The organism is Sphingosinithalassobacter tenebrarum (genome assembly GCF_011057975.1).
GTDB classification, from domain to species: Bacteria; Pseudomonadota; Alphaproteobacteria; order Sphingomonadales; family Sphingomonadaceae; genus Sphingomonas; species Sphingomonas tenebrarum.
In genome coordinates, this window is the sequence record NZ_CP049109.1 from 3,474,582 (window position 1) to 3,500,361 (window position 25,780).

At 65.6% G+C, this 25,780-nt stretch carries 27 protein-coding genes; 14 read left to right on the plus strand and 13 right to left on the minus strand.

Annotation, left to right across the window (positions count from 1 at the left end):
• The first annotated feature begins 30 nt into the window (after positions 1-30).
• The gene (locus G5C33_RS17260; RefSeq protein ID WP_165328277.1) at positions 31-633 is read left to right on the plus strand and encodes a hypothetical protein; all 603 of its coding nucleotides are present in this window, start codon (positions 31-33) and stop codon (positions 631-633) included.
• Positions 634-648: 15 nt separating this feature from the next.
• Here G5C33_RS17260 and typA read toward each other — a convergent pair whose 3' ends face one another.
• Positions 649-2,481: a translational GTPase TypA gene (typA, locus tag G5C33_RS17265; protein ID WP_165328278.1), complete on the minus strand. Its 1,833-nt coding sequence runs from the start codon at positions 2,479-2,481 to the stop codon at positions 649-651.
• Positions 2,482-2,606: 125 nt separating this feature from the next.
• Here typA and G5C33_RS17270 point away from each other — a divergent pair, with 125 nt between their 5' ends.
• The 3 genes from G5C33_RS17270 (at position 2,607) to G5C33_RS17280 (ending at position 5,549) form a co-directional block, all read left to right on the plus strand.
• Positions 2,607-3,536 carry a CHAD domain-containing protein gene (locus G5C33_RS17270; protein ID WP_165328279.1) on the plus strand — a complete coding sequence of 310 codons (930 nt, stop codon included), beginning with the start codon at positions 2,607-2,609 and terminating at the stop codon, positions 3,534-3,536.
• Between the two features lie 87 nt (positions 3,537-3,623).
• Positions 3,624-4,829, plus strand: a complete 1,206-nt coding sequence (locus tag G5C33_RS17275; protein ID WP_165328280.1) for a toxic anion resistance protein — start codon at positions 3,624-3,626, stop codon at positions 4,827-4,829.
• A gap of 6 nt (positions 4,830-4,835) precedes the next feature.
• Positions 4,836-5,549 (plus strand): HAD family hydrolase, encoded by a 714-nt coding sequence (locus G5C33_RS17280; protein ID WP_165328281.1) that lies wholly within the window; start codon positions 4,836-4,838, stop codon positions 5,547-5,549.
• 10 nt (positions 5,550-5,559) lie between these two features.
• Here G5C33_RS17280 and G5C33_RS19505 read toward each other — a convergent pair whose 3' ends face one another.
• From G5C33_RS19505 to G5C33_RS17305, 5 genes are read right to left on the minus strand one after another with little or no spacing between them, the layout of a single operon-like run.
• The gene (locus tag G5C33_RS19505; RefSeq protein WP_165328282.1) at positions 5,560-6,315 is read right to left on the minus strand and encodes a methyl-accepting chemotaxis protein; all 756 of its coding nucleotides are present in this window, start codon (positions 6,313-6,315) and stop codon (positions 5,560-5,562) included.
• Positions 6,316-6,371: 56 nt separating this feature from the next.
• Positions 6,372-7,151 (minus strand): 3'(2'),5'-bisphosphate nucleotidase CysQ, encoded by a 780-nt coding sequence (locus G5C33_RS17290; protein ID WP_165328283.1) that lies wholly within the window; start codon positions 7,149-7,151, stop codon positions 6,372-6,374.
• Positions 7,144-8,490 (minus strand): TldD/PmbA family protein, encoded by a 1,347-nt coding sequence (locus G5C33_RS17295; RefSeq protein WP_165328284.1) that lies wholly within the window; start codon positions 8,488-8,490, stop codon positions 7,144-7,146. The genes G5C33_RS17290 and G5C33_RS17295 overlap by 8 nt, the downstream gene beginning before the upstream one ends.
• A gap of 45 nt (positions 8,491-8,535) precedes the next feature.
• Complete coding sequence (ubiA, locus tag G5C33_RS17300) at positions 8,536-9,444, minus strand: 4-hydroxybenzoate octaprenyltransferase (RefSeq protein ID WP_165328285.1); 909 nt, start codon at positions 9,442-9,444, stop codon at positions 8,536-8,538.
• Positions 9,441-9,707 carry a hypothetical protein gene (locus tag G5C33_RS17305; protein WP_165328286.1) on the minus strand — a complete coding sequence of 89 codons (267 nt, stop codon included), beginning with the start codon at positions 9,705-9,707 and terminating at the stop codon, positions 9,441-9,443. Before G5C33_RS17305 ends, ubiA begins: the two co-directional genes overlap by 4 nt.
• 83 nt (positions 9,708-9,790) lie before the next feature.
• Between G5C33_RS17305 and G5C33_RS17310 the strand changes: the two genes are divergently transcribed.
• From G5C33_RS17310 to G5C33_RS17320, 3 genes are all read left to right on the plus strand, one after another.
• On the plus strand, positions 9,791-10,549 hold the full coding sequence (locus G5C33_RS17310; RefSeq protein ID WP_165328287.1) for a 16S rRNA (uracil(1498)-N(3))-methyltransferase: 759 nt from the start codon (positions 9,791-9,793) through the stop codon (positions 10,547-10,549).
• 82 nt (positions 10,550-10,631) lie between these two features.
• Positions 10,632-10,832: a hypothetical protein gene (locus tag G5C33_RS17315; RefSeq protein WP_165328288.1), complete on the plus strand. Its 201-nt coding sequence runs from the start codon at positions 10,632-10,634 to the stop codon at positions 10,830-10,832.
• Between the two features lie 100 nt (positions 10,833-10,932).
• Entirely contained in the window at positions 10,933-12,306 is a 1,374-nt protein-coding gene (locus G5C33_RS17320; protein ID WP_165328289.1) for a glutamate--cysteine ligase, read from the plus strand.
• 262 nt (positions 12,307-12,568) lie between these two features.
• Here G5C33_RS17320 and G5C33_RS17325 read toward each other — a convergent pair whose 3' ends face one another.
• The gene (locus G5C33_RS17325) at positions 12,569-13,897 is read right to left on the minus strand and encodes a methyltransferase family protein (protein ID WP_206518587.1); all 1,329 of its coding nucleotides are present in this window, start codon (positions 13,895-13,897) and stop codon (positions 12,569-12,571) included.
• Positions 13,898-14,001: 104 nt separating this feature from the next.
• Between G5C33_RS17325 and G5C33_RS17330 the strand changes: the two genes are divergently transcribed.
• The 3 genes from G5C33_RS17330 (at position 14,002) to ppa (ending at position 17,182) form a co-directional block, all read left to right on the plus strand.
• The gene (locus G5C33_RS17330) at positions 14,002-14,523 is read left to right on the plus strand and encodes a hypothetical protein (RefSeq protein WP_165328290.1); all 522 of its coding nucleotides are present in this window, start codon (positions 14,002-14,004) and stop codon (positions 14,521-14,523) included.
• Between the two features lie 189 nt (positions 14,524-14,712).
• Positions 14,713-16,629 (plus strand): M61 family metallopeptidase, encoded by a 1,917-nt coding sequence (locus tag G5C33_RS17335; protein WP_165328291.1) that lies wholly within the window; start codon positions 14,713-14,715, stop codon positions 16,627-16,629.
• A 13-nt stretch (positions 16,630-16,642) separates the two neighbouring features.
• A complete protein-coding gene (gene ppa / locus G5C33_RS17340) occupies positions 16,643-17,182 on the plus strand; it encodes an inorganic diphosphatase (RefSeq protein ID WP_165328292.1) in 540 nt (179 codons plus the stop codon).
• Between the two features lie 134 nt (positions 17,183-17,316).
• Here ppa and G5C33_RS17345 read toward each other — a convergent pair whose 3' ends face one another.
• Genes G5C33_RS17345 through ispG form a run of 5 tightly spaced genes read right to left on the minus strand, consistent with a single transcriptional unit; the run spans position 17,317 to position 20,501 of the window.
• Positions 17,317-17,667 (minus strand): TfoX/Sxy family protein, encoded by a 351-nt coding sequence (locus tag G5C33_RS17345; RefSeq protein ID WP_165328293.1) that lies wholly within the window; start codon positions 17,665-17,667, stop codon positions 17,317-17,319.
• Positions 17,667-18,155 carry a GNAT family N-acetyltransferase gene (locus tag G5C33_RS17350; protein ID WP_165328294.1) on the minus strand — a complete coding sequence of 163 codons (489 nt, stop codon included), beginning with the start codon at positions 18,153-18,155 and terminating at the stop codon, positions 17,667-17,669. Before G5C33_RS17350 ends, G5C33_RS17345 begins: the two co-directional genes overlap by 1 nt.
• Positions 18,152-19,042 (minus strand): DMT family transporter, encoded by an 891-nt coding sequence (locus G5C33_RS17355; protein ID WP_165328295.1) that lies wholly within the window; start codon positions 19,040-19,042, stop codon positions 18,152-18,154. Before G5C33_RS17355 ends, G5C33_RS17350 begins: the two co-directional genes overlap by 4 nt.
• A gap of 3 nt (positions 19,043-19,045) precedes the next feature.
• Positions 19,046-19,369: a hypothetical protein gene (locus G5C33_RS17360; protein WP_165328296.1), complete on the minus strand. Its 324-nt coding sequence runs from the start codon at positions 19,367-19,369 to the stop codon at positions 19,046-19,048.
• A 1-nt stretch (position 19,370) separates the two neighbouring features.
• Entirely contained in the window at positions 19,371-20,501 is a 1,131-nt protein-coding gene (gene ispG, locus G5C33_RS17365) for a flavodoxin-dependent (E)-4-hydroxy-3-methylbut-2-enyl-diphosphate synthase (protein WP_165328297.1), read from the minus strand.
• Positions 20,502-20,598: 97 nt separating this feature from the next.
• On the opposite strand from ispG, the gene G5C33_RS17370 reads away from it, so the two are divergent.
• The gene (locus tag G5C33_RS17370; protein WP_165328298.1) at positions 20,599-21,801 is read left to right on the plus strand and encodes an acyltransferase family protein; all 1,203 of its coding nucleotides are present in this window, start codon (positions 20,599-20,601) and stop codon (positions 21,799-21,801) included.
• Here G5C33_RS17370 and G5C33_RS17375 read toward each other — a convergent pair.
• The gene (locus G5C33_RS17375; protein ID WP_165328299.1) at positions 21,766-22,581 is read right to left on the minus strand and encodes a LytTR family DNA-binding domain-containing protein; all 816 of its coding nucleotides are present in this window, start codon (positions 22,579-22,581) and stop codon (positions 21,766-21,768) included. The two genes, G5C33_RS17370 and G5C33_RS17375, sit on opposite strands and share 36 nt — an antisense overlap.
• A 90-nt stretch (positions 22,582-22,671) precedes the next feature.
• Here G5C33_RS17375 and G5C33_RS17380 point away from each other — a divergent pair, with 90 nt between their 5' ends.
• Genes G5C33_RS17380 through G5C33_RS17390 form a run of 3 tightly spaced genes read left to right on the plus strand, consistent with a single transcriptional unit; the run spans position 22,672 to position 25,695 of the window.
• Positions 22,672-23,859 (plus strand): acyltransferase family protein, encoded by a 1,188-nt coding sequence (locus G5C33_RS17380; RefSeq protein ID WP_165328300.1) that lies wholly within the window; start codon positions 22,672-22,674, stop codon positions 23,857-23,859.
• 23 nt (positions 23,860-23,882) lie between these two features.
• Positions 23,883-24,830 carry an isoaspartyl peptidase/L-asparaginase family protein gene (locus G5C33_RS17385; protein ID WP_165328301.1) on the plus strand — a complete coding sequence of 316 codons (948 nt, stop codon included), beginning with the start codon at positions 23,883-23,885 and terminating at the stop codon, positions 24,828-24,830.
• Positions 24,831-24,846: 16 nt separating this feature from the next.
• Positions 24,847-25,695, plus strand: a complete 849-nt coding sequence (locus G5C33_RS17390; RefSeq protein WP_165328302.1) for a S1/P1 nuclease — start codon at positions 24,847-24,849, stop codon at positions 25,693-25,695.
• Positions 25,696-25,780: the final 85 nt, after the last annotated feature.

Consider the following 25,780-nt stretch of genomic DNA (forward strand, 5'->3'; position numbering starts at 1 on the left):
CTGCGTGCGCGGCTGAAAAACCTTCCGATCGTGGTCGAAGCGATCGGCGCGATCGGCGCGATCTGGACGATCGGAGGCACAGTCTGGTTTCTGCTTGCGGCCCGAACGGGCGTGGACAGCGACATTTTGTTCGAGACATTCGTCAGCCGCATCCTGCCCCCCATGCTGCTTTGGGGCTTGCTGGCCGGAATAACCGTGGCGGAGCTGTTGCGCTGGTGGCGACGGCATGACGGGATCGAGCGGACGGCCGGCCTGCTTCTCTACGCCTCCATGCTTCTGGCGATCGCCGTGGTGGGATGGAGCAATCTCAAAAGCCTGAGCCGTAGCGATCTGATCGTCGACCAGCTTGGCGCAGTCGCGCGTGCCGGATGCACCGGCGACCACGCCACGGCCCTTGCCCGGCTCGATCGCCTTCAGAAGTCCCCGCGCTTCAGCTTTCTGGACTCCCGAATCGAAAGCTTCCGCAACCGCCTCGCGCTGCTCGATTACCTGCAAGCGGGCCTTCCGGCACGCGCTGATGCTTCCGAACTCGAGGCACGCTACCTCGTTTTCGGTTTCCCTCCGCTCGCCGAGCATTCCTCAGCGAACGCCTTGCGAGACGATTGGCTCAGACCGGCGTGCCGGGCTCGCTGAGCACCGGCCTCGGACTTACGCGGCGTTCTTCGCCCGGCTTGCGCGCTTGCGCTCGTGCGGATCGAGGTGGCGCTTGCGCAGACGGATCGTCTTGGGCGTCACTTCGACCAGCTCGTCGTCGTCGATATAGGCGATCGCCTGTTCGAGCGTCATCTTCTTCGGCGGCGTGAGGCGGATCGCGTCATCCTTGCCCGACGAGCGGATGTTGGTGAGCTGCTTCGCCTTCATCGGATTGACTTCGAGGTCGTCCGTCTTGGCGTTCTCGCCGATGATCATGCCTTCATAGAGCGCTTCGCCGTGACCGACGAACAGGATGCCGCGCTCTTCCAGCGAATTGAGCGAATAGGCATTCGCCTCGCCCGTGCCGTTGGAGATCAACACGCCGTTCTTGCGGCCTTCGATCTGGCCCTTGTACGGCCCGTATTTCTCGAACAACCGGTTCATGATGCCGGTGCCGCGCGTATCCGACAGGAATTCGCCGTGATAGCCGATCAGCCCGCGCGAGGGCGCGCTGAAGGTGATGCGGGTCTTGCCGCCGCCCGAGGGGCGCATGTCGGTCATCTCGGCCTTGCGCAGGTTCATCTTCTCGACGACCGTGCCCGAAAATTCGTCATCGACGTCGATCACGACGGTTTCATACGGCTCCTCGCGGCCATTCTCGCCTTCGCGGAACAGCACGCGGGGGCGGCTGATGCCGAGTTCGAAGCCTTCGCGGCGCATCGTTTCGATGAGCACGCCGAGCTGAAGTTCGCCGCGGCCGGCGACTTCGAAACTGTCCTTGTCCTCGGCCTCGGTGATCTTCACCGCGACGTTGGATTCGGCTTCGCGGAACAGGCGGTCGCGGATCAGGCGGCTGGTCACCTTGGTGCCTTCGCGGCCCGCCATCGGCGAATCGTTGACGGCAAAGCGCATCGACAGCGTCGGCGGATCGATCGGCTGCGCCTGGATCGGCTCGCTGACCGACGTGTCGGCGATGGTGTTCGCGACGGTCGCGACTTCGAGGCCCGCCATCGAGATGATGTCGCCCGCGCGCGCTTCCTCCACCGGAACGCGCTCGAGCCCGCGGAAGCTCATCAGCTTCGACGCGCGGCCGGTTTCGATCACCTTGCCGTCCATGTCCATCGCGTGGATCGGCTGGTTCACCTTGACCACGCCCGACTGGACGCGGCCGGTGAGGATGCGGCCGACGAAATTGTCGCGATCGAGCAGCGTCACCAGGAAGGTAAAGGGCGCGTCCTGATCGAGGCTGGGCGGCGGCACATGGCCGACGATCTTCTCGAACAGCGGCTGCAGCGTGCCTTCGCGGATATCGGGATCGTTGCCGGCATAGCCGTTGCGGCCCGAAGCGAAGAGCGTCGGGAAATCGAGCTGTTCGTCATTGGCGTCGAGCGACACGAACAGATCGAACACTTCGTCGAGCACTTCCTGCGCGCGCGCGTCCGAACGGTCGATCTTGTTGACGACGACGATCGGCTTGAGGCCCAGCGCAAGCGCCTTGCCGGTGACGAACTTGGTCTGCGGCATCGCGCCTTCGGCGGCGTCGACCAGCAGGATGACGCCGTCGACCATCGAGAGGATGCGCTCGACTTCGCCGCCGAAATCGGCGTGGCCGGGCGTATCGACGATGTTGATCCGGGTTTCCTCGCCTTCGGGCGACTTCCAGACGATCGAGGTCGGCTTGGCGAGAATCGTGATCCCGCGTTCCTTTTCGAGATCGTTCGAATCCATCGCGCGTTCCTCGACGCGCTGATTGTCGCGGAAGGTGCCGGACTGGCGGAAAAGCTGGTCGACGAGCGTGGTCTTGCCGTGATCGACGTGGGCGATGATCGCCACGTTGCGAAGGTTCATGCGGATTTCCTGATTGCCGCCTCAGTGCGGTATTGCGCGCGCCCATAACCGATTTGTTGCGTTGCGGGAAGCCCAATGCGGGCGCCCGGTGGAAACACGGCGTCTGCGGGGCCACATTGGGACGCATGAGCTATCGGTTCAAGGATGACGACGAATCGCTCGCCGCCGGGATGCGGCGCATCGCCGGGGATCAGATCGGCCGCGCGCTCAGGTCGATCGCCGACGCGGCAGAGGATCGCGCCGAGGCGGTGCATGACGTGCGCAAGCGGTGCAAGAAATTGCGCGGGCTGATCCGGCTCGTGCGGCCGGGGTTCGCGGGCTATGCGCCCGAGAATGCGGCGTTTCGCGACATTGCGAAGTCGCTGGCGGGCGCGCGCGATGCCGATGCGCTGATCGACAGCTATGATCTGGTCGCCGATCATTATCACCACCAGATCGACCGACACGCGATCGCTTCAGTCCGCCAGAGGCTGACGCGCGATCGCAAGGCGCTGGCGAAGGAGGACGACAGCGCGGCATTGCTGGCGGCAGCCCGCGCGCAATTGCTGGCGGCGCGCGAACGCGTGCGCGGCTGGGCGATCGACGGCGACGAAGTCGAAGCGCTGCGCGGCGGGCTGCACAAGAGCTACAAGCGCGGCGTCAAGGCCATGGCGCAGGCGCGGCGGACCGGCGATCCGGCCGATTTCCACGAGTGGCGCAAGCGCTGCAAATATCACTGGTACCACCTGCGCCTGATCCGCGACGCCTGGCCCGCCCCGCTGACGGCACGTGCCGGGGAAGCAAGCGCGCTGAGCGACCTGCTCGGCCATCACCACGATCTGGCGGTGCTGCGCGGTGTGCTGGCCGGGGAGCCGGAACGCTATGGCCGGGCGGAGGATGTCGAGTTGCTGGTCGGCCTGATTGACCGGCGCGGCGCGGTTCTGGCGGCGCGGGCGACAGGATTGGGCGCGCGGTTGTTCGGCGAGGCACCGGATGCGATGGCGGAGCGGATCGCGGGCTATTGGCGCGTGTGGCGCGACGAGGGCGTGGCGCATCGGGTTGCGCTTGCTGAGTAGGCCCACGTGTATTATATGATTGATACACTTGCTAGACGCTGCGGTTGGGGCCAATGTCCGGCGCATCAATCGGGCGTGGAGGATTGAATGGCGACGACTGCGACCGCAACCGAAGAAGACACGTTGAACCTCACCCCGCCCGATCCGGTGCCGGCGGTGACGCCGGAAAAGGCGGCCGGGCTGGTGCCGGTCGACGATGCCAAGAAGACCGAGCTGGACGGCCGCGTCGATGAGTTCATCGATCAGCTCGTCGCGCAGGACGTCAATTCGCCCGAGTTCGGCAAGCGCGTCGATGCGATCACGGCGATGGGGCAGAAGGAAATCCGCGCCGCCGCCGGGCAATCGAACCGCTTTCTCGATCGCCCCGTCCGCGCGATGGATCAAGATAACGGCGTCGGCGCCGACCTGCTCCAGCTGCGCAAGACGGTCGAGGATCTCGATCCGAGCAAGAACGGCAAGCTGATCGGCAAGAAGGGCGGGTTTCTCGACCGTCTGTTCGGATCGCCGATGAAACAATATTTCCGCAAATATCAAAGCTCGCAGAGCCATATCAACGGCATCCTCAAGAGCCTTTCCAACGGCAAGGACGAGCTGTTGCAGGACAATGCCGCGATCGGCACCGAGCGCGAGAATCTGTGGAACGCGATGGGGCGTCTGGAACAGATGATCTATCTGTCCAAGGCGATGGACGAGAAGCTGACGGCCAAGGCCGAGGAGCTGGACGCGACCGATCCCGCCAAGGCCAAGGCGATCCGCGAGACCGCACTGTTTTACGTGCGCCAGCGCAGCCAGGACCTGCTGACGCAGATGGCAGTGACGGTGCAGGGCTATCTCGCGCTCGATCTGGTCAAGAAGAACAATGTCGAGCTGATCAAGGGCGTCGACCGCGCATCGACCACCACGGTGTCGGCGCTGCGCACGGCGGTGACGGTGGCGCAGGCGCTGACCAACCAACGCCTCGTGCTCGACCAGATCACGGCGCTCAACACGACGACGGCGGGGCTGATCGATTCGACCGGGCAATTGCTCAAGAGCCAGTCGGCGGCGATCCACGAACAGGCGGCGAGTTCGACGATTCCCGTCGAGACGCTGCAGCGCGCGTTCCAGAACATCTATGACACGATGGACGAGATCGACAGCTTCAAGCTCAAGGCGCTCGATTCGATGAAGACGACGGTGACTGTGCTGTCGGACGAAGTCGAGAAGTCGAAAGGCTATATCGCGCGCGCCGAAGGGGCGAACCAGAATGCGTCGGGCGGGGCGGACGAGACGTTCAAGCTGGAGGCGCTGTAAGCCCCCATGCCGCATGATTCCGATCGCCAGCTGGCGCGGGCCAGCGAATTTCTCGACCGCACGCGCGAGCGCTACGGGTCGATGAGCGCGCGCGCGCGCAAGCGGCGGCAGGGCGAAGTCCTCAAGCGCGTCGGGCGGATCGCCGCGGCGGACGTCACCATCGTGATCGGGGCGATGCTGATCGGCTGGTTCGTGCCGCTGGGCATGGGCGGCGCGCTGCTTGTCATGGCGCTGTTGATCGCGGCGACGCTGGCGCTGGCGATCTTTCCGATCGAAGCCGCGCCGAACGCCGAAACGCTGACCCAGGTGCCGCTCAAGGCATTGCCGCTGCGCACCGAACAATGGCTGGAAACGCAGCGCCCCGCCCTGCCCGCACCCGCGAAAACGCTGGCCGATTCGATCGGCGTAAAGCTGGAAACACTCGCGCCGCAGCTTGCCGCGCTGAGCGAGGAAAGCCCGGCGGCGCACGAAGTGCGCAAGCTGATCGGCGAGCAGCTTCCCGAACTGGTCAAGGGATATGAGCGCGTTCCCGAGCCGCTGCGCGGCGTGGAGCGCCACGGCCGCACCCCCAACCAGCAGCTCGAGGACGGGCTGAAGCTGATCGATCAGGAAATTGCGGAGATGTCAGCCCAGCTTGCGGAAGGCGATCTCGACCTGCTTGCGACCAAGGGCCGCTATCTGCAGATAAAATATCAGGGCGACGAAGCCTTCGGCGATTGAACGCAGGGGTTCAGCGGGCGGAAACCGCCCGGATCGACTGAACCCGCTCCGGCCTGGCCCCTACGGCGGCAAGGCCGGCTTCGTCGTCGATCAGCGCCACTGCTTCGCCGGTTGCCGCGCGGGTCTGGGCGGCAAGCCGCTTCACTTCGCTGGCCACCACGGCAAAACCACGACCCGATTCCCCGGCACGCGCCGCCTCGATCGTGGCATTCAACGCCAGCATGTTGGTCTGGTCGGCGATTTCCCCGATTGAATCGACGATCCGGCCGAGATTGCGGATCGCGCGCTCGAGCGCCTCGCCACGCTCGGTCAGGTCGTTCTGATACTGGCGGCTGTCGGTCAGGTGCTGCTGGACCTTGCGCTCGAGCATCACCTTTTCGGTGACGTCGGTGGCGACCTTGATCACATGTTCGGCGCGGCCCTGATGGTCCAGCACGGGATTATAGGCGGCCTGAAGCCAGACTTCGCTGCCGTCCGACGCGAAGCGGCAGAAAACGCCCGAATGGACATGGCCCGCACCCAGCTTGCTCCAGAACTGGCGATATTCGGGGGAGCTTGCATATTCAGGCGCGCACAACATGCGGTGATGCCGCCCGACGATTTCATCCGAATGATAGCCCATCAGCGACAGGAACAGCGGATTGGCCCAGACGATCGTGCCGTCCAGATCGAATTCGATCACTGCCTGCGATCGGCAGACCGCTTCCCAAGCGGCACTTGTCCGCGCTTCGGCCCAGGCCGTATCATGGCTGTCAGCGATCCCCATAAAGTCTGCATAAGGCTGCATTGGTTAACGAGGTGCTAACCGTTGCGTGCGCCGATTTATCGCGCGATTGCGACTTTTGCACGCTCCGCCAGACGATCGACTGCCTCGGCATGAATGCCCGGAGTCGTGGCGAGGATGCCGAAGGCCTGACCTTCGGGCGTGTTGAAGGCGAGCGGCTGGCCCAGCGCGTCGCTCACCGCCGCGCCGGCCTCGTGCGCCAGCAGCACGGCGGCGGCGATGTCCCATTCATGGCCCCAGCGCAGCGTCGCGACCAGATCGGCCTCGCCCGCCGCCACCATCGCGATGCGCAATGCGATCGAATTGGGTTTGGCGACCAGCGTCATGTCGCGGTCGGTCCTGGCCAGCGCGTCGGCGGGCACGCGCGCGCCCGCCAGCGTGTCGCGCGAAGCCACGCGGATGCGCTCGCCGCCGCGATAGGCGCCCTTGCCCGCCTCGGCGCGCCAATGCTCGCCGCGCGCGGGCGCATCGAGCACGCCGACCACCGGGCGTCCCTGGTCGATCAGCGCGACCGACACCGCCCATCCGGGGCGGTTGCGCAGATAATCGCGTGTACCGTCGATCGGATCGACCACCCAGAGCTTCGTCGCGGCCAGTCGCTGCGGATTGTCCAGCGTTTCCTCCGACAGCCAGCCCGCTTCCGGGATCAGCGCGCCCAGCCGCTCGCGCAGCAGCGCGTCGAGTTCGAGATCGACTTCGCACACCGGATGACCGGGAGTCTTTTCCCAGCGCCGGAAATCGGTGCCAAAACGCGCCATCGCGACACGTCCGGCATCGGCGGTGATTTCGGAAATGGCGTCGGCGAGCGTCTCAGTCACCGGCAACCGTCATTCCGTCGACGCGCAGGCTGGGCGCATTGAGGCCATAGCGGAAATCAAGGTCGCTGGCGGGAGTCATGTTGCGGAACATGTCGATCAGATTGCCGGCAATGGTGATTTCGGAAACGGGGCGCGTAATCTCGCCCTTTTCGATCAGGAACCCCGCCGCGCCGCGACTATAGTCGCCGGTGACGCCGTTGACGCCCTGCCCGATCAGTTCGGTGACGAGCACGCCCTCTTCGATTTCGCCGATCAGCGTCGCGCGCGGCGTGGCGCCCGCCGCCATGTAGAGATTGGCCGCGGAGGCGCCGATATTGCCGCCGATGCCGCGCGCGGCATGGCCAGTGGGCGACAGGCCGAGCTGGCGCGCCGCCGCGCTGTCGAGCAGCCAGGTTTCCAGCATGCCGTCCTCGATGATCGCCATCGGCTGGACGGGCAGGCCTTCGCCGTCGAAAGCGCGGCTGCGCAGGCCGCGCGGGCGGTGCGGATCGTCGCGGATCGTGATGCCCCGGGCGAAGACCTGCGTTCCGAGCGCATCCTGCAGAAAGCTGGTCTTGCGCGTGATCGCACCGCCGGAAATCGCCGCCATCAGATGGCCGAGCATGCTGCCCGACACGCGCGGATCGAACACCACCGGCATCGCGCCGCTGGGCACGCGCGCGGGATTGAGGCGCGATACGGCGCGCTCGCCCGCGCGCGAGCCAATGGCTTCGGGCGTTTCGAGCATCGATTCATGCCGCGCGCTGTGATGCGCGTGATCGCGCTCCATCCCGCCGCCCTCGCCGGCAAGCACGCTTGCCGACAGGCCGTGGCTGGTTACGGCATAGGCACCGGCGAAACCGTGGCTGGTCGCCAGCGCGATGATCGCGCGATTGGCGCCTGCGCCCGCGCCTTCGCTGTTGCTGACGCCGGGAACGGCGCGCGCGGCCTCCTCTGCGATCAGCGCGCGCGCTTTCAGCGTTTCGGGTTCGACTTCGGCACCGTCATCGAGATCGAGCAGCGGCGGTTCGCCGTGCATCAGTCGCTCGCGCGGGGCGAGGCCCGCCCAGCGATCCTCGGGCGCCTCGCGCGCCATCTTGAGCGCACGATCGACTGCCTCGTCGAGCGCGTCGGGCAACAGGTCGCTGGTGGAAATGCTCGCCGAACGATTGCCGACAAAGACGCGCAGGCCCAGTTCCTCGCTTTCGGAACGGCCGACATCCTCGAGCGCGCCCATCCGCACCGATACCGAGAGCGAGCGGTTACGCACCAGCATCGCATCGGCGGCATCGGCTCCGGCGCGGGTCGCGCGCGCCACGGTGTCCTGTACGCGCTCGCGCGCCTTGTCGATCGTCAGCATCGACGCGATTTAGGGAGCCGCGTGGTCAAGGTCAAAGCGCCAACGTCAAAGCGACAGCCCGACCACCGCGCAGGCCGCGAACATCAGCAGGCCGGCATTGCGGTTCGATCGGAAGCGGGCGAGCGGGTTGGTGCCGTCCGCCGCGTTCAGCGTCGCCACCTGCCACAGGAGATGCCCAGCCATCGGCAGCAACGCGACGAGCGCGAGCATATCGGGGCGCATCGCCCAGATCGCACCGCCCCACAGGCCGAGCGCCAGCAGATAGCACAGCGCGACGCCCGGCTTTACGTGCCGCCCCATCGCCCGCGCCGAAGAGCGTACGCCGACCAGCGCATCATCCTCGACATCCTGCAGCGCATAGATGGTGTCGTAGCCGATCACCCAGAAGATGCAGCCGCCATAGAGCAGGAACATCGGCGTCAGCGTGGCGACATCCATTTCCACCCAGCCGACCGGGGCGGCCCAGGAAAAGACGAGGCCGAGCCATGCCTGCGGCCACCAGGTGATCCGCTTCATGAAGGGATAGGCGGCGACCAGCGCGAGGCTGGCGAGCGCGACGATCACGGCCGCCGGGCGAAGCTGCACCAGCACGATCAGCCCGACCGCGCAGAGCGCGAGCAGCCACGCCCATGCCGCTTTCAGCGACACCGCGCCGCTCGCCAGCGGGCGGCTGGCCGTGCGCGCGACTTTCCGGTCGAGATCGCGATCGACGATGTCGTTATAGACGCACCCCGCCGCGCGCATCGCGACACTGCCGAGCAGGAACCACAGCAGCATGTCCCACCGCTCGCGCATCTGCCCGGAAAGCGCGATCGCCCAGGCACCCGGCCAGAAGAGCAGCCACCAGCCGATCGGCCGGTCGAATCGCCCGAGCAGCGCATAGGGACGCGCGGCGGCGGGCAGCAGGCCGACCAGCCCGCGATACTCGGTGTCGGGGACAGTGTCGGCCGTCACGGCTCGCGGCCCGCCGCCTTGTCGGCCGCCCAGGCGAAATCGCGCGCGGCCTCGCGCTCCTCGGGGTCTTCGAACACATCGTCGGGATCGGTCGCCGAGCCCAGCGCATGCAGTACCGCCCAGAGCGCAAAGCGTCGCCCGGAATCCCGCTCCACGCCCATATCGGTGCGCAGCCGCGAAATGCCGGTCTCGAATGCCTCGGCATCGTCGGGATCGGGTCCGGCGGGGCCGAAATAATGGTGGAGCAGCGCGTCGAGGTCCATGCGCCACGCACTGGCCGCTGGCGCGGCGCGACGCAAGTCCCGCGGGGCTGGACAGCGGCGCGGCGGGCCGCCACATCGCAGTCATGCCCGCAACACCCGCCTGGCCGCCCGATTCCACGCCGCGCCTGTTCGTCGAAGAACCGCTGGCGCAGGGACAGATGCTGCGCATCGATGCCGCGCAGGCGCATTATCTGATTTCGGTGATGCGCGTGAAAGTCGATGGGCCGGTGCGGCTGTTCGACAACCGGACCGGCGAATGGATCGGCATCGCGCGCGAGGTACGCAAGCGCGATCTGACGCTGGAAGTGACCGAAAATCTTTCGCCGCGCGAGCCGGTGCCCGACCTGTGGCTGTGCGCCGCGCCGATCAAGAAGGGGCGGATCGACTGGCTGATCGAAAAGGCGTGCGAACTGGGCGTCGATCGCGTCGTGCCGGTGTTCACGCGCCGCGCGGTGGTCGACCGGCTCAATCTCGATCGCCTCAATGCGCATATGATCGAAGCCGCCGAGCAATGCGGCCGTACCGCGCTGCCCGAGCTTGCCGAGCCGATGAAACTGCCCGCACTGCTGCGCGACTGGCCGGACAACCGCGCGCTGTTCTTCGCAGACGAGGCCGGCGGCGCGAACGCGCTCGAAGCGATGGCCGCGCATGCTGGACCGGCGGCGATCCTGATCGGCCCCGAAGGCGGGTTCGACGAGGAGGAACGCGCCGCGATCAAGGCGCTGCCGCAGGCCGTCGGCATCGCGCTCGGCCCGCGAATCCTGCGCGCCGATACGGCGGCCGCGGCGGCTGTTTCGTTGTGGATGGCGGCGGCGGGGGATTGGCGACATCCAATGGGTTGAACATGAAATCCCGCAGCCATAGGATATTTGAGTAAATCAACAGCCTGTGCTGTATTCCGGGGGGAATGAAATGGACGGAACAGTGGCGCTGACCGCAGCAGGATTGATTTCGGGCGCCGCGATCCTGATCGCAGCGACGTTCATTTATGCCAAGTATAAGAGCAACGCGGCAATCGTCTTGTTTCTAGCGGGAGGCTTGGTCATCTCGGTCGCCCTGTCGTGGGGAGGTAACACCTTCGCGCTTGAGCGACAGCAAGCCAGCCGCACCGCTTCCGGCTATTAGTCCCGATACGGCCGCCAAGGGATTGGTAACGCGCCCATCGCTCCCCATTTGTGAGCCCAAGGGACTGGCGCACAGCGGCGCCTGGACGTAAGGGGCGGCGATGAGCACGAAGACGGTTTCGGAAAGCAACGCACCGGTCATCGAGGATCGCGCGCAGCTGATCGACTATTTCGCGAGCGGCGAAAAGCCCAAGGACCGCTGGCGGATCGGCACCGAGCACGAGAAATTCGTCTATTCGACCAGGGACCTGCACGCGCCAAGCTATGACGAGCCGGGCGGCATCCGCGACCTGCTGACCGCGCTGACCGAGTTCGGCTGGAAGCCGGTCGAGGAAGGCGGCAAAGTGATCGCGCTTTCGGGACCGGACGGTACGGTCAGCCTCGAACCGGCCGGGCAGCTCGAACTTTCGGGCGCGCCGCTCGAAAACCTGCATCAGACCTGCGCCGAGACCGGGCGGCATCTGGAACAGGTGAAGGCGGCCGGGGATCGACTGGGGCTCGGTTTCCTCGGCCTGGGCATGTGGCCGGACAAGGCCCGCGAAGACCTTCCCGTGATGCCCAAGGGGCGGTACGGCATCATGCTCAACCATATGCCCCGCGTCGGATCGCTGGGGCTCGACATGATGCTGCGCACCTGCACGATCCAGGTGAATCTCGATTATTCCAGCGAAGCCGACATGGCGAAGAAGTTTCGCGTCGGGCTGGCGCTGCAGCCACTGGCGACGGCGCTGTTCGCCAATTCGCCCTTCACCGAAAAGCGGCCCAACGGCTATCTTTCCTATCGCAGCCATATCTGGTCGGACACCGATCCGGCACGCACGGGCATGCTGCCCTTCGTGTTCGAGGACGGGTTCGGCTATGATCGCTATGCCGACTATGCGCTCGATGTCCCGATGTACTTCGTTTATCGCGACGGCAAATATATCGATGCGGCAGGCCTCAGCTTCCGCGACTTCCTGAAGGGCGAGCTATCGGTCCTGCCCGGCGAATTGCCGACCATCGACGATTGGGCCGATCACCTATCGACTGCGTTCCCCGAAGTGCGCTTGAAGACCTTTCTCGAAATGCGTGGCGCCGATGGCGGGCCGTGGGGCCGCATCTGTGCGCTGCCGGCTTTGTGGGTGGGACTGCTCTACGATCAGACGGCGCTCGATGCCGCGTGGGGTCTCGTCAAGGACTGGTCGATGGACGCGCGCGAGGATCTGCGCAACGCCGTGCCGAAGCTGGCGCTCGATGCGCCGCTGCCGGGCGGCGGGAAACTGCGCGACATTGCCGGAGAAGTGCTCGAGATCGCCAATGCGGGACTGGCGGCGCGCGCGCGGTTCAATGCCTCGGGCGACAATGAGACCGGCTTCCTCGATCCGCTGCGCGAGATCGTGCGGACCGGCAAAGTGCCCGCGCAAATGCTGCTCGACAAGTTTGCGGGCGCGTGGGACGGCGACGTCTGCTCGATCTATCGCGAGACGAGGTTCTAGAGTCCCTCCGTTTGCCCTGAGCCTGTCGAAGCATGTCCTGAGCGCCTGCCTTGGCAGGCAGTCGAAGGGGGCCGTTCTTCTTTTCCTGCGTCAGCGAAGAAGAAGAACGATGCTTCAACAGGCTCAGCACCAACGGGTTCTTATGTGGTTTCTGTCACCCCCACCATCATCGTCATGCTGAACTCGTTTCAGCATCCACCGAGCAACAAGCGATGCCTTCGCAAGTGGAGGCGTGGACCCTGAAACGAGTCCAGAGTGACAGTCAGGTTTGCGGTGAGCCTTCCGCTCCAGCCCCCGCCTTCTTCCCCGTCAGCCAGGCGAAGAACAGCGGCACCGCGCCGTTGCGCGCAATCCAGCCGTCATAAGCGACATAATCGGGGTCGAGCTTCAGATGCTTTTCCTCGGTCTTTGCGCGCCAGTAATATACGCCGCTGACCGCACACATCAGAAGCGTGTTCCGAGCGGCGTCGGCAAGGCTGCCGGTTGTCGCGAGGAAGGGCAGCGTCGCCACCCACCAGAACAGGTTTTTCGACAGATAGGCCGGGTGCCGGGTGAAGGCATAGGGGCCGTTGGTCAGGATGCCGCGATTGGTGAGGTTGGAAAAGCGGAAGCCGAACGCCACCGTCGCCCAGGCATAGACGGCAGTGAGCGCCACCAGCACCGCGCCGAACGCCCACATTGCGGGCATGCTTTCGCCGAACCAGCGAAACCAGCCGTCCTGCCCATAGGTACCGGAATGATAGTCGAGCGGCCCGCCATTGCCCATCAGGATGAAGGGCGGATAGCAGATCAGCGCCGCCGCCCAGCCGCTGGCGAACGGATTGGCCGAGCGGATATGCGAATCGAGCGGGCGGAAGGTGAGGATATAGCCGGCGGTCGCAAAGGCGACGTCGACCACGAACATGAAGCTGATCAGCCAGTTGGCCAGGCTGACCGGATGCGACAGGATGGTGCCGGTTTCCCAGCGGATGAAATCGCCGAAATTGGGCGGCACGATCGACAGCATGAAGGCGAGGAAGAACCCCTTTACCGCCCAGCTGCGCAAGTGATTGGCGATCGCCGAACGGTCGACGTCCTCGCCATGTCCCATCAGCCAGGCGCCGAGCGACCAGCACCCGTCCTTCGGTTCGATCAGCCGCCGGTCGAGCCACAGCACATAGGGGATCGAAAGAACGAACAGCCACGGCGCCGCCATTTCGAAACACCACATGGCGAAGGCGAAATTGCCCTGCCAGTAGAAGCGCCCGGTGGCATAGATCACGCCGATCCCGCCCCAGGTGAGCCACAGGCCCGCAAGCTTGGTCAGGCTGATGTCGAAGGTTTCGCGCCAAGGTCGCCTGATCGACCAGTCGATCCCGGTCGAGGGGCGACGATGCACCTTGTCGACAAAGACCGACCACAGCACCATCGGCAGTGCGCAGGCGAGCACGTTCGTCAGTGCCGAAAACGGCCCGTCCATCCCGAAAGTGCGCGCGATCACCACCCAGGTGATCATGCCCGCCATGCCGACGAGCCCGACCGCGCCGCTCACCGCCGAGCGGGGGCGCGGATCGGCCTTGGCCGGGGCTGCCAATGCGGTGTCGTGATACATGGGTGCCGGGTTTAGGCGCGAATGGTAAGCAAGCCGTGAAGGGTGTTTTGCTTCGCGCGCACCGCCGCCTGGCGGCGAAAACGGCGATAGCGTATCAACGGGCCATGAACCGGCTCGAAATCGTGCTTGTGGTGGTGGCGATCGGAGCGACGCTCTATGGCGCGAACCTCCTGCACAGCCATGTGTACGATTATTATCTTGCGCAAATGCCGGAAGGAGGGCTGGCCGTGGCCACGGCCGGCTGGATCATCGCGACCTATGCTCCGATTGCCGTCATCGTGATCTTCTGGCGGCTGACGAAACGCGCCGGACCGCTGTACGCGCTGATCCTGCACGTGCTGCTGCTGCCTTGCGCGCTGGCCGCACTCCTTGTCGGCGATCAGCTGATGACGTCGACGATCCGCGATCCCGACTTCGACGCAACGCTTGGGGCGCCGATGATGCCGGCGATGTTGGCGCTGATGGCCGCGTTGGGCGCCTATGGTGCAGCCTTGATGGCCCGCATTGCCGCATCGGCTTCGGAATGGCCCCCCGGCGGCCGTGAAGGTGTTTCGGGCGCGGTACTGACGAAACGTCGCCCCTGCGCAGGCAGGGGCCCATGTCTGCATCGTGCCGCGCATCGTTGACACATTCGCCGTCGCTCCTGTGTCAGCCGGTCATGCGAACTGCACAGCGATAGGCCCCTGCCTGCGCAGGGGCGACGAGCACCGCGAAACCTTATGATACCAAGCGGACTGCCGCCGCCCCCTTTACCTTGTGCAGCGCAGCGGCTTTATTGCCGCCAACCCAATTCCTTCCCGAAAGGCCATACCTCCATGCGTCGTTCGTTCGCCTTTGCCGCATTGCTGCTCACCACCGCCACCCCTGCGCTCGCCCAGAATTCGGCGCCGCAGCCAGTGCCGTATGAAGACACCATCCCGGCGCCGAAGGACGTGCCCTATCCCGGCACGATCATGCTGAACGTCGATGCGACCGATGTCGAACAGGGCATCTTCCATGTCCGCGAGACCATCCCGGTCGCGCAAGCGGGCCCGATGGTGCTGCTCTATCCGTCCTGGCTGCCGGGCAAGCATGCCTCGCGCGGCGAGATCGAGAAGCTCACCGGGCTGACCATCACCGCCAATGGCGAGACGGTGCCGTGGGTGCGCGATTCGGTCGACGTCTATGCCTTTCACCTCGATGTGCCCGAAGGTGTCGACACGCTCGAGCTGAGCTTTCAGTTCACCTCCGCGGTTGCCGGCAATCAGGGCCGCATCGTCGTCGCGCCGAGCATGATGAACCTGCAATTCCCTTCGGTCAGCCTGTATCCCGCGGGCTATTTCACGCGGCAGATCCCGATCGAGGCGACCGTCACCTATCCCGAAGGCTGGACGGCACGTTCGGGCCTCCCCGCGACCAACCGGGGATCGGTCTATAGCTACGAACCGACCAACTACATGGTGCTGGTCGATTCGCCGGTCTTTGCCGGGCGCTATTTCCGCGAATGGGAACTGACCGACCGAGTGGACCTCAATGTCTTCGCCGACGCGCCCGAACAGCTTGCGGCGGCAACCGACGAGATGATCGAAACCCACCGCGCGCTGGTCGAACAGGCAGTAAAGCTTTTCGGCACCCAGCAATATGACCAGTATGAATTCCTGCTGGCGCTGACCGGGGAAATGGGCGGTATCGGGCTGGAGCATCACCGCAGCTCGGAAAACGGCGTCGATACCGATTATTTCTCCGGCTGGGAAAACGCGCTCGGCGATCGCGGGCTGCTGCCGCATGAATTCGTGCACAGCTGGAACGGCAAATACCGCCGCGGCGAGGACCTGTGGACGCCCGATTTCCGCACGCCGATGCGCGACAACCAGATGTGGGTCTATGAAGGCCAGACGCAATTCTGGGGCGTCGTTCTCGCCGCGCGATCGGGGATGATCCCCAAGGAAGACGTGCTCGGGCTGCTCGCCTTCTACGCCGCCATCTATGGCGAAGGGCGCGCGGGGCGGCAGTGGCGCCCGCTGATCGACACGACGCACGATCCGATCATCGCCGCGCGCAAGCCCAAGCCCTGGACCAGCTGGCAGCGCTCGGAAGACTATTATGTCGAGGGGCTGCTGATCTGGCTCGAAACCGATGCGAAGATCCGCGAGCTGACCGGCGGCGAAAAATCGATCGACGATTTCGCCCGCGCCTTTTTCGGTTCGGGTCGCGACGGCGACTGGGGCGAAGTGACCTATGATTTCGCCGAAGTGGTCGACACGCTGAACGGCGTCGTCGCCTGGGACTGGGACAGTTTCCTGACCGAGCGCGTCTATGACGTGAACCCGGACGTGCCGCTCGCCGGCTTTACCGAGAACGGCTATCGTCTGGTCTTCACCGAAACGCCGAACAGCTACATGCGCAACTATGAATCGCAGCGCAATCGCGTGCATCTGGGCTATTCGATCGGCCTGGTGGTGAGCGGCAGCGGCAACATCACCGAAGTCACCTGGGGCGGCCCGGCCTTCGAGGCGGGGCTCGACGTCGCCGACGATCTGATCGCCGTGAACGGCACTGCCTACAGCAATGCCGGACTGAAGGCCGCCGTGACCGCGGCAAAGGACAGCAGCGACCCCATCCGCCTGACTGTTCGCTCGGGCGATAGGATTCACGAAGTTGTGATCGACTATCACGGCGGGCTGCGCTATCCGCGCCTCGAAAAAATCGCCAGTGGAGAGGCTGGCCTGGATCGGCTTCTGCAAGCCAAATAGGAACCTAGAAAACATGCGCATTGATATGGTGCCGGTGGGCGACAAACCGCCCCACAGCCTTAACGTGATCATCGAAGTTCCCGTCGGCGGCGAGCCGGTAAAATACGAATTCGACAAGAGCTCGGGCGCGCTCTTCGTCGACCGGATCCTGCACACGCCGATGCGCTATCCGGCCAATTACGGCTTTGTGCCGCACACGCTTTCGCCCGATGGCGATCCGCTCGACGCGCTCGTCGTCGCGCGCTCGCCGTTCATCGCAGGCTGCGTTGTGCGCGCGCGCCCGATCGCGGTGCTGAACCTGGAAGACGAACATGGCGGCGATGAAAAGCTGGTCTGCGTGCCGGTGGATTCGACTTTCCCCTATTACACCAATGTCGAGGAAAAGGACGATCTGCCCGACATCGTCTTCCAGCAGATCGAGCATTTCTTCACCCACTACAAAGACCTGGAAAAGGAAAAGTGGGTCCGCGTCGGCACCTGGGGCGGCGCCGACGACGCACGCCGGATCGTGATCGAGGCGATCGAACGCGCGAAGGACGCCAAGGCGGCGTAAGCGCTTCTTTCCAGTCACTCCGTTGGTGCTGAGCCTGTCGAAGCACCGTTCTTCTTCTTGCACCGTCGCAGAAGGCAGAACGGCACTTCGACAGGCTCAGTGCTAACGGGTGTGGGTGGGCAGTCGGAGTGCCCCTACCCCTTGCGCTTCTTCTTCGCCGGCGCCCGCGCGCCGGCCTCTATCCCCAGTCCGGCCCAGCGGCGCATCGCTTCGGGATCGTCATAGACATCGGCGGGCGCGCGGCGATAGTTCATCGTGCCGGTCTTGCCGTTCATATCGACAGCGAAGCGCTCGGCGCCTTCCGCGTCCCAGACGGGATCGCTCTTCGCATCGGCCTTGAACCAGATTTCGCCGTCATCGACGATCGCGAAGATAGTGCCGTCGCAGTAGAGCGTCGCGCCGCCCATCATGTGCCGCATCGTCACCGGGCCGAGCGGTTCGAGCGCCTCGCCCACCCAGGCGATCAGCCCTTCGTCGATAGCCATCAGCCCGCGTCGCTTGCCGCGAATTCGTGCAGCGCATCCCCCGAAAGGCGCCAGTGCTCCCACTCGCCACCCTCGGGAACCCCACCGATCCGGCGATAGAAACCCTTGGCGTCGACATTCCAGTCGAGCACCGCCCAGGACAGTCGGTCGGCGCCGCGTTCCACTGCGATCGCCGCCAGCCGCGCGAGCAGCGCCTGGCCGATGCCGGTACCGCGCGCCTTGGGGTCGATGAACAGATCTTCCAGATAGAGCCCCGGCACACCGGAAAAGGTGGAGAAGGTGGTGTAATAGACTGCGAAGCCCGCCGGACTGCCCTCGCATTCGGCGATCAGCACCTGCGCGGCGCGATGATCACCGAACAAATGCCGCTCCAGATCGCGCTCGGTGCATGTCACCCGATCGGAAAGCCGGACATATTCGGCGAGCTTGCGGATGAAGCCCGCGATCAGGCCGATATCCTCGGGTCGCGCCTCGCGAATATGAGTCATGGCATCACCTCCGCTTCCTGCGGCGCATAGCGCCCCCGCGCCCCCCAGACGCAGCCGCAGATGATCAGCGCCGCGCCGGCAAGGGTGAACATCGAAACATGCTCGCCGAACAATATCCAGCCATAGAATGCCGCCCACAGAAATGAGGTGAATTCCGTAGGCGCGAGATAGCTTGCCTCGGCGCGGGCATAGGCCCAGCTCAATATACCGAGCGACACGGTCGCCAGCGCCGCGCCGAGCAGGATCGCCGGCCAGTGTTCGGCGGCGGGCACCGCGCCCAGCCAGGGGATGGCAAACGCCAGCAGCAGCGCGACGACGATGCCCTGGAACAGCGTGATCTCCACCGGACCGGCGACCAGCGCCTGCTGGCGCATCAGGATGATGTTCCAGCTGTAACAGAGCGCCGATGCCAATATGGCAAGCGCGCCCCGGAACGCGTCGTCGCCCAGATCGCCATGCGCCTGGCCGGCGAGGATGACGCCGACTCCGGCAGCGGCGACCAGCGATGCGGCGACTGTCCGGCCGCGCACCCGTTCGCCCAGCAGCAGCGCTGCGAGGAACAGTGCGATCAGCGGCGCGACATAGGTAAGCGCGATTGCCTGCGCCATCGGCACGCGCGCCAGCCCCCAGAAGAAGAGCAGCGCCATTGCCGTCGATACCGCGCCCCGGATGAGGTGGAGGCGCATCGCCGCACGTGACGGCCTGCGTGCCCCGGCAATCCACCAGACGAGGCCGCTGAATCCGATCCCCGCCAGCGTGCGCCAGAACAGCGCGAGATAGACGCCGAGCGCGAGCGTCAGCCCCTTCATCACCGCGTCCATCGCCGAGAAGACGCCGATGCCGAACGACGCGACGAGGAAGGCGAAGGCCGGAGACGTGCCGCGCATCGGTCAGCGCTGCCGGGTGGCGTAGCTGCGGATGCGGTGGAGCAGCCGCACCAGCGGCGCATCGGCGACGGCAAGCGCCGCGATGATCGCGAATATGGCCAGCCCCGCGCCGAGCATGGCGGGGTCGCCCTGCGCCTGGCCGGTCTGCGACACGACCACCATCCGCAGCGCGGGCAGGATCGCGAACAATGCGGCGAAACGCCCGGTCCAGCGAGTCATCCAGCGCGGCAGGCCGGGCACGAACAGCAGCAGATAGCGGAGCACGAGCAGCACGGCCGCCGTCGCGAGCACGTCTCCGGTGGCGGCGACATGCGCGATGCCGGTCATGCTATTCGGCGGCCTGCACCTGCGCGGTTGCCTCGCCCGCAGCTTCGATCTCGGCGGCCTTCGCCTCGACCAGCCGGACGATATGATCGATCATGTCGGCGTCCTGGACATGATGGTCGGTGACGCCCGAAAGATAGACCATGTGCTTGCCCGCGCCGCCGCCGGTGATGCCGATATCGGTTTCGCGCGCTTCGCCGGGGCCGTTGACGACGCAGCCGAGAACGCTGAGCGACATCGGCGTGCGGATGTGGCTGAGGCGTTCTTCGAGCTTCTCGACGGTGCGGATCACGTCGAATCCCTGCCGTGCGCAGCTGGGGCAGCTCACCACGCGCACGCCGCGATTGCGGATGCCGAGCGCCTTGAGAATCTCGAAGCCGACGCGCACTTCCTCTTCCGGCTCGGCCGAAAGCGAGACGCGCAGCGTGTCGCCGATGCCAAACCACAGCAGATTGCCGATGCCGATCGCGGATTTCACTGTCCCGCCGACGAACCCGCCCGCTTCGGTGATGCCGAGATGGAGCGGGCAATCGACCGTTTCGGCGAGCTGCTGATAGGCGGCGACGGCGAGGAACACGTCGCTTGCCTTCACCGCGACCTTGAATTCGTGGAAGTCGTGATCCTGAAGCAGCTTGATATGATCGAGCGCGCTTTCGACCAAAGCCTCGGGGCACGGCTCGCCGTACTTTTCCAGCAGATCCTTTTCGAGGCTGCCGGCATTGACGCCGATGCGGATCGAACAGCCATTCGCCTTGGCCGCGTCCACCACTTCCTTCACGCGCGATGCCGAGCCGATATTGCCCGGATTGATGCGCAGGCACGCCGCGCCGGCATCGGCGGCTTCGAGCGCGCGCTTATAGTGGAAATGGATGTCGGCGACGATCGGCACCTGCGCCGCGCGAACGATCTGCTTGAGCGCGGTCGTGCTTTCCACATCGGGGCAGGAGACGCGGATGATGTCCGCGCCCGCCTCCTCGCAGCGGCGAATCTGGTCGACCGTCGCGGTGACGTCGGCAGTGACCGTATTGGTCATCGTCTGCACCGAAATCGGCGCATCGCCCCCGACGGGGACGTTGCCGACCATGATCTGGCGGCTCTTGCGGCGCATGATATCGCGCCAGGGACGGACGGACATGGGGATTTGCTCGCTAACGCTTCGCTTACACCTGCGCCTTATAGCGATCCCGCGTCGCACGTGAAAGGCACGAGACGCCGCGAGGACCGCAATTTCGATGGACGCCAGAGCCGGCACCATCCCGATAGCAGTGCAAGGCCAGCGCCATTACGGGCTGGACTGGTTGCGCATCGCCGCTTTCGGCCTGCTGATCTTCTATCACATCACACTGGTTTTCGTGCCGGGCAACTGGGTGATCAAGAGCGCGACCACTTATGAATGGCTGATCGTTCCGGCGACTCTGCTGAACCCCTGGCGGCTGGCGCTGCTCTTCGCCGTGTCAGGCTATGCCTCGGCCAAACTGCTCGCCAAGACCGGCAGCGTCGGCGCCTTTGCCTGGTCGCGCGCAAAGCGGCTGCTGATTCCGCTTGCCTTCGGCATGGTGATTCTGGTGCCGGTGGAAATGTGGGTCCGCGTGCTCCAGAACGGCTATGATCACGGCTATACCTATTTCTGGCTGCATGACAGCTGGCATTGGGGCCGCTTCTTCGACACCGAATTTCCCAGCTGGGAACATCTCTGGTTCGTCGAATATCTCGCCGCCTACACCTTCGCGCTGGCGCTGGTGCTGGCGTGGCTGCCGCAGCGCGCCGATCGCGTGATCGCGGCAACCGCCGAATGGCTGAGCATCAGGAACCGGCTGCTCTGGGCGCCCGCCGCCGCGCTGGTGACGATGAAGCTGGGACTGTTGTTCGTCGTTCCCGAAAAACAGGGACTGTTCACCGACTGGTCGGGCCATGCGCTCTATGTCCCGCCTTTCCTGTTCGGATTCGTGCTGGCGCGCACGCCCGCGCTATGGGCACCGATGGAGCGGCTGTGGCGACCGGCGCTGCTGGCATCGGCGCTGGCGGGAGCGATCCTGATCGCGATCGAACTGACATGGCAGGGCGATGCCTGGCCGCCGCATGCGATTCAGGCACTCGACCGCGCGGCGCGCTATGCGATGGCATGGACGATGACGCTGGCGCTGTTCCGTCTTGCCGACCGGATGTGGAATCGAGATCATCCGCTTCGCGCCACGCTCAGCGAAGCGGTCTTCCCCTTCTACCTGATCCATCACGGCGCGATCATCCTGACGGCCTGGTATCTGCTGCCGCTGGGCCTGCACCCGCTCGCCGAGTTCGTCGCGCTGGTCGCCGCGACCATCGCGGCCTGCCTGACCTTCTACATCGTCGGGCGCGACATCGCACCGCTGCGCCCGCTGATCGGACTCGGCCCGCGCCGGTCAAAGCCCGCCGCGGTAACGCCTGCTGCCGCGTAGCGTCTGGCCACCGGCCAGCGTCACGGTGAAATCGCCGCTCCTGTCGGTCTCGATCCGCGCGACGGCGGCGCGACGCACCAGCCGGCCGCGATGGATGCGGACGAAATCCTCGCCCAGCCGGTCAGCCAGCGCCGTCAGCGTCGAGCGGTGGAGCAAGGTCCGCTCGCCCCGGCCGATCTCGACATAGTTACCCGCGGAGGCGGCCCAGTCGATCTCGGCGACGGGCACGCGATGCGTGACGGCGCCGTCGGCGATTTCGAGCACCGGAGCGGGCGCGGTCTGCTCGCGCGCGATCGGCACGATGCGCGATTCGGCGATCCAGCGGATCAACCCGAACGATGCAGCGATCTGGACATAGGTCAGCAGATCCTTGCGATATTCGTAGATCAGCGATGCCGGAAGGTTGTCGGCAAAGACATAGGTCTCGCCCCATCCGGCATAGACCGCCTTGCGCAGCGCGACCATCACCGCGACGTGGATCGCCGAGGCCGCCACGCTGAGCGCGAGATGCGCGCCGACTGCGGCGGGCCAGCCCGCGCGGGGCGGGCGCAGCAACGCGACGGCATGCCAGATCGGCCAGGCGAGCAGGCACCAGCCAAGCGCGCTCGATGCTTCCCACAGCCAGATATGATGCGCCGGTTCGGAATCGAAATCGGATCTCTGGCTGAGCGCATTCACGACCAGATGGATCGCCGTCAGCGCGACGAACAGCACGGCGGCGATCCAGCCACCGCTCGTCCCGCGACTGCCGCCGCTCGTCCCCGCTTCTCGCGCCGTCATCCCAGCCCGTCCGCCATTCATCCCCCGGCGATACCGCGCCCCGGCGCGCGCCGCTAGCCGTCGCGCATCCCGCAATCATCGGAGCGTTTCATGGAACGGCATTACGGCATGGACTGGCTGCGCATCGCCGCCTTCGGCCTGCTCATTCTCTATCACACCGGCATGGTGTTCGTGCATTGGGGCTTTCATGTGAAGACCGCGCAGCCGCAGGAATGGCTGGCGATACCGATGCTGGCGACCAATGCCTGGCGGCTGGCGCTGCTGTTCGTCGTATCGGGCTATGCCAGCCGCGCGCTGTATATGCGTTCACCCCGGCCGCTGCGCTTCGCCGGGAACCGGACGTGGCGGCTGCTGATCCCCACCATCTTCGCGATGATCGTGGTGATCCCGGCCCAGCCCTGGGTCGAGCTGGTCACCAAATATGGCTATGCGCACAGCTTCCTGTGGTTCTGGCAGAACGACTATTTCCGCTGGACCGAAATCCACGGCATCCATGTGCCGACCTGGCAGCATCTGTGGTTCGTCGTCTATCTGTGGGTCTATACGCTGGCGCTGTCGGCGGTGCTGGCGGTGCGCCGGGGCGGCGCGACGATCCAGCGCTGGTTCGACCGGGGGATGACCGGCGGCGGGCTGCTCGCGCTTCCGATCGCATGGCTGCTCTTCGTGCGGATGGTGCTGGTTCCGGGGCAGGAAGAGACGCACGACCTGTTCACCGATCCGGTGTCGCATCTCGTCTATCCGGCGATGTTCGTCTTCGGCTTCCTGCTCGCCGGATCAAAACCGGTGATGGCCGCGATCGCGCGGCAGTGGAAGCTGGCGGCCTTGCTGGGGCTGGCGGGCTATTGCGCGGCGGCGGGCGTCGAATGGACCTGGCCGGGGGAGACAGTGGCGGCGGACTGGGCCTATCGGCTGTTCCGCTTTGCTCGCCCGTTTCAGGAGTGGGGGACGATCATCGCGCTGATCGGCATCGCCGAGCGTTTCTGGAATCGCGACCATCGCTGGCGCAGGACGCTCAACGAAGCGGTCTTCCCCTTCTACATCATCCACCAGACAGCGATCGTCATGGTCGAATACTGGCTGCTGCCGTTCGGCCTGCCCTGGTTCGTCGAATTCGCCATCGTCATCGTGGCGACCGTGGCAAGCTGCTGGGCCTTTTACGCGATCGGCCGCACCATTCCGCCGCTGCGCCCGCTGGTGGGGCTCAAGCTGCGGCTGGCATCGCCATCGCGATCTGCTAACAGGCCCCCGGCCGTCGACAGCGGCGTGCCCAGTGCCTGACACCAGTATTCGGACCTCTGCCCATGCCGTCTGTTGCCGATGCCCCAAACGAGCGCAAATGGTCGCTCGTCATTCATGGCGGCGCGGGGAGCATGCGGCCCGGCAATCTGCCGGAGGGGCAGGAGGAAGCCGCGCTGGCGGGGCTTGCGGATGCGCTCAAGGCGGGGTCCGATATCCTCGACCGCGGCGGCGACGCGATCGACGCAGTCGAAGCCGCGATCCATGTGCTCGAGGATGATCCGGCGTTCAATGCCGGGCGCGGATCGGTGTTCACTTGGGAAGGCCGCAACGAACTCGACGCCTCGATCATGGACGGGCGCGATCGCGGCGCGGGCGCGGTGGCGGGGCTGACCACGATCCGCCACCCGATCAGCGCCGCCCGCGCCGTGATGACGGCGAGCCCGCATGTGCTGCTGAGCGGCGACGGCGCCGAGGCCTTTGCGCGCGGACAGGATCTGGAAACCGTCGACCCGGCATGGTTCGCCACCGAGGAACGGCGCCGCCAGCTCGACGAATTCCGCGAGCATGACGGCGACGGGTTCGACATCGACATGAAATACGGCACCGTCGGCGCCGTCGCGCGCGATGTTAACGGCCATGTCGCGGCGGGCACCTCCACCGGCGGCCTCACCGGCAAGCGCTGGGGCCGCGTCGGCGATTCGCCGCTGATCGGCGCGGGCACCTATGCCGACGATCGCGGCTGCGCGGTTTCGGCGACCGGCGCGGGCGAATTTTTCATTCGCGAAGGCGTCGCGCACGAAATCAGCGCACGCGTCCGCTTCCTCGGCGAGACGCTGCAGCAGGCCGCCGATTTCGTGCTCGCCGAAACGCTGGACATGGGCGGAGTCGGTGGCGTCATCGTCACCGCGCCGAGCGGCGAAACGGTGTGGAGTTTCACCACGCCGGGCATGTATCGCGGCCGCGCCGCTTCCGATGCCGCGCCCGACGTGCAAATCTATTCCGACGCATAAGAGAAGGTCGCCCCTGATGCTCCGTCGTTTGCTCCTCCCGCTGCTGGCGCTTGCCGGCGCCTTCGCTACCACGCCTGCCGCTGCCTATTGGGAATATGGGCATGAGACGGTGGCGAAGATCGCCTATGCCAATATCGATGCGCGCACCCGCGCGGCGGTGGACCGGCTGCTCGCGCAATCGGCGCTGCTCGAAACCCCGACCTGCCCGGCGGGCACGATCGAACAGGCGAGCGTGTGGGCCGATTGCATCAAGGCGCTCGGGCCGCGCTTCAGCTATGCCTATAACTGGCACTATCAGAATGTGCATGTCTGCGAGCCGTTCGACCTGAAGGCTGCGTGCAAGGACGGCAATTGCGTCTCTGCGCAGATCGAGCGCGACGTGAAGCTGCTTCAGGACGATCGCGTTCCGGTGCGCGAGAAGGTGCAGGCGCTGGCCTTCCTGATCCATTTCGTCGGCGATCTGCACATGCCGCTCCATGCCGGCGATCGCGGCGATCTGGGCGGCAATCGCGTGCCGGCGGGATACGGGATTTTCGTGACCGAGCGGCTCAACCTGCACAGCATCTGGGACGGGCCGCTCGCCGAGCGGGCGATTTCGACGCCACCGTCGCTGGTGCATCGCTATCCGGCCGACGAAGCCGCGCGGATCGCTGCGGGTAGCGTCGAGGACTGGAGCCGCGAAAGCTGGCAGGTCAGCCGCGATTTCGCCTACACCTCCGCGCTGGGCGAACCTTGCATCCCGCAGGAGGAACGCGCGATGCTGAGCAACGAGACGATCGCGGAGCTTGTGCCGGTGGCCAAGCGGCAGATCGAGCGCGCCGGGCTGCGGCTGGCGCGGCTGCTGGGCGAAGCGCTGGGGAGCTGACGGCCGCTTATCCCTTCCGTTGGGTTCGAGCAGCTTCGAGCCTGTCGAGAAGCGTCCTTCGAGAACCGGTTCTCAAGCGCCCCGT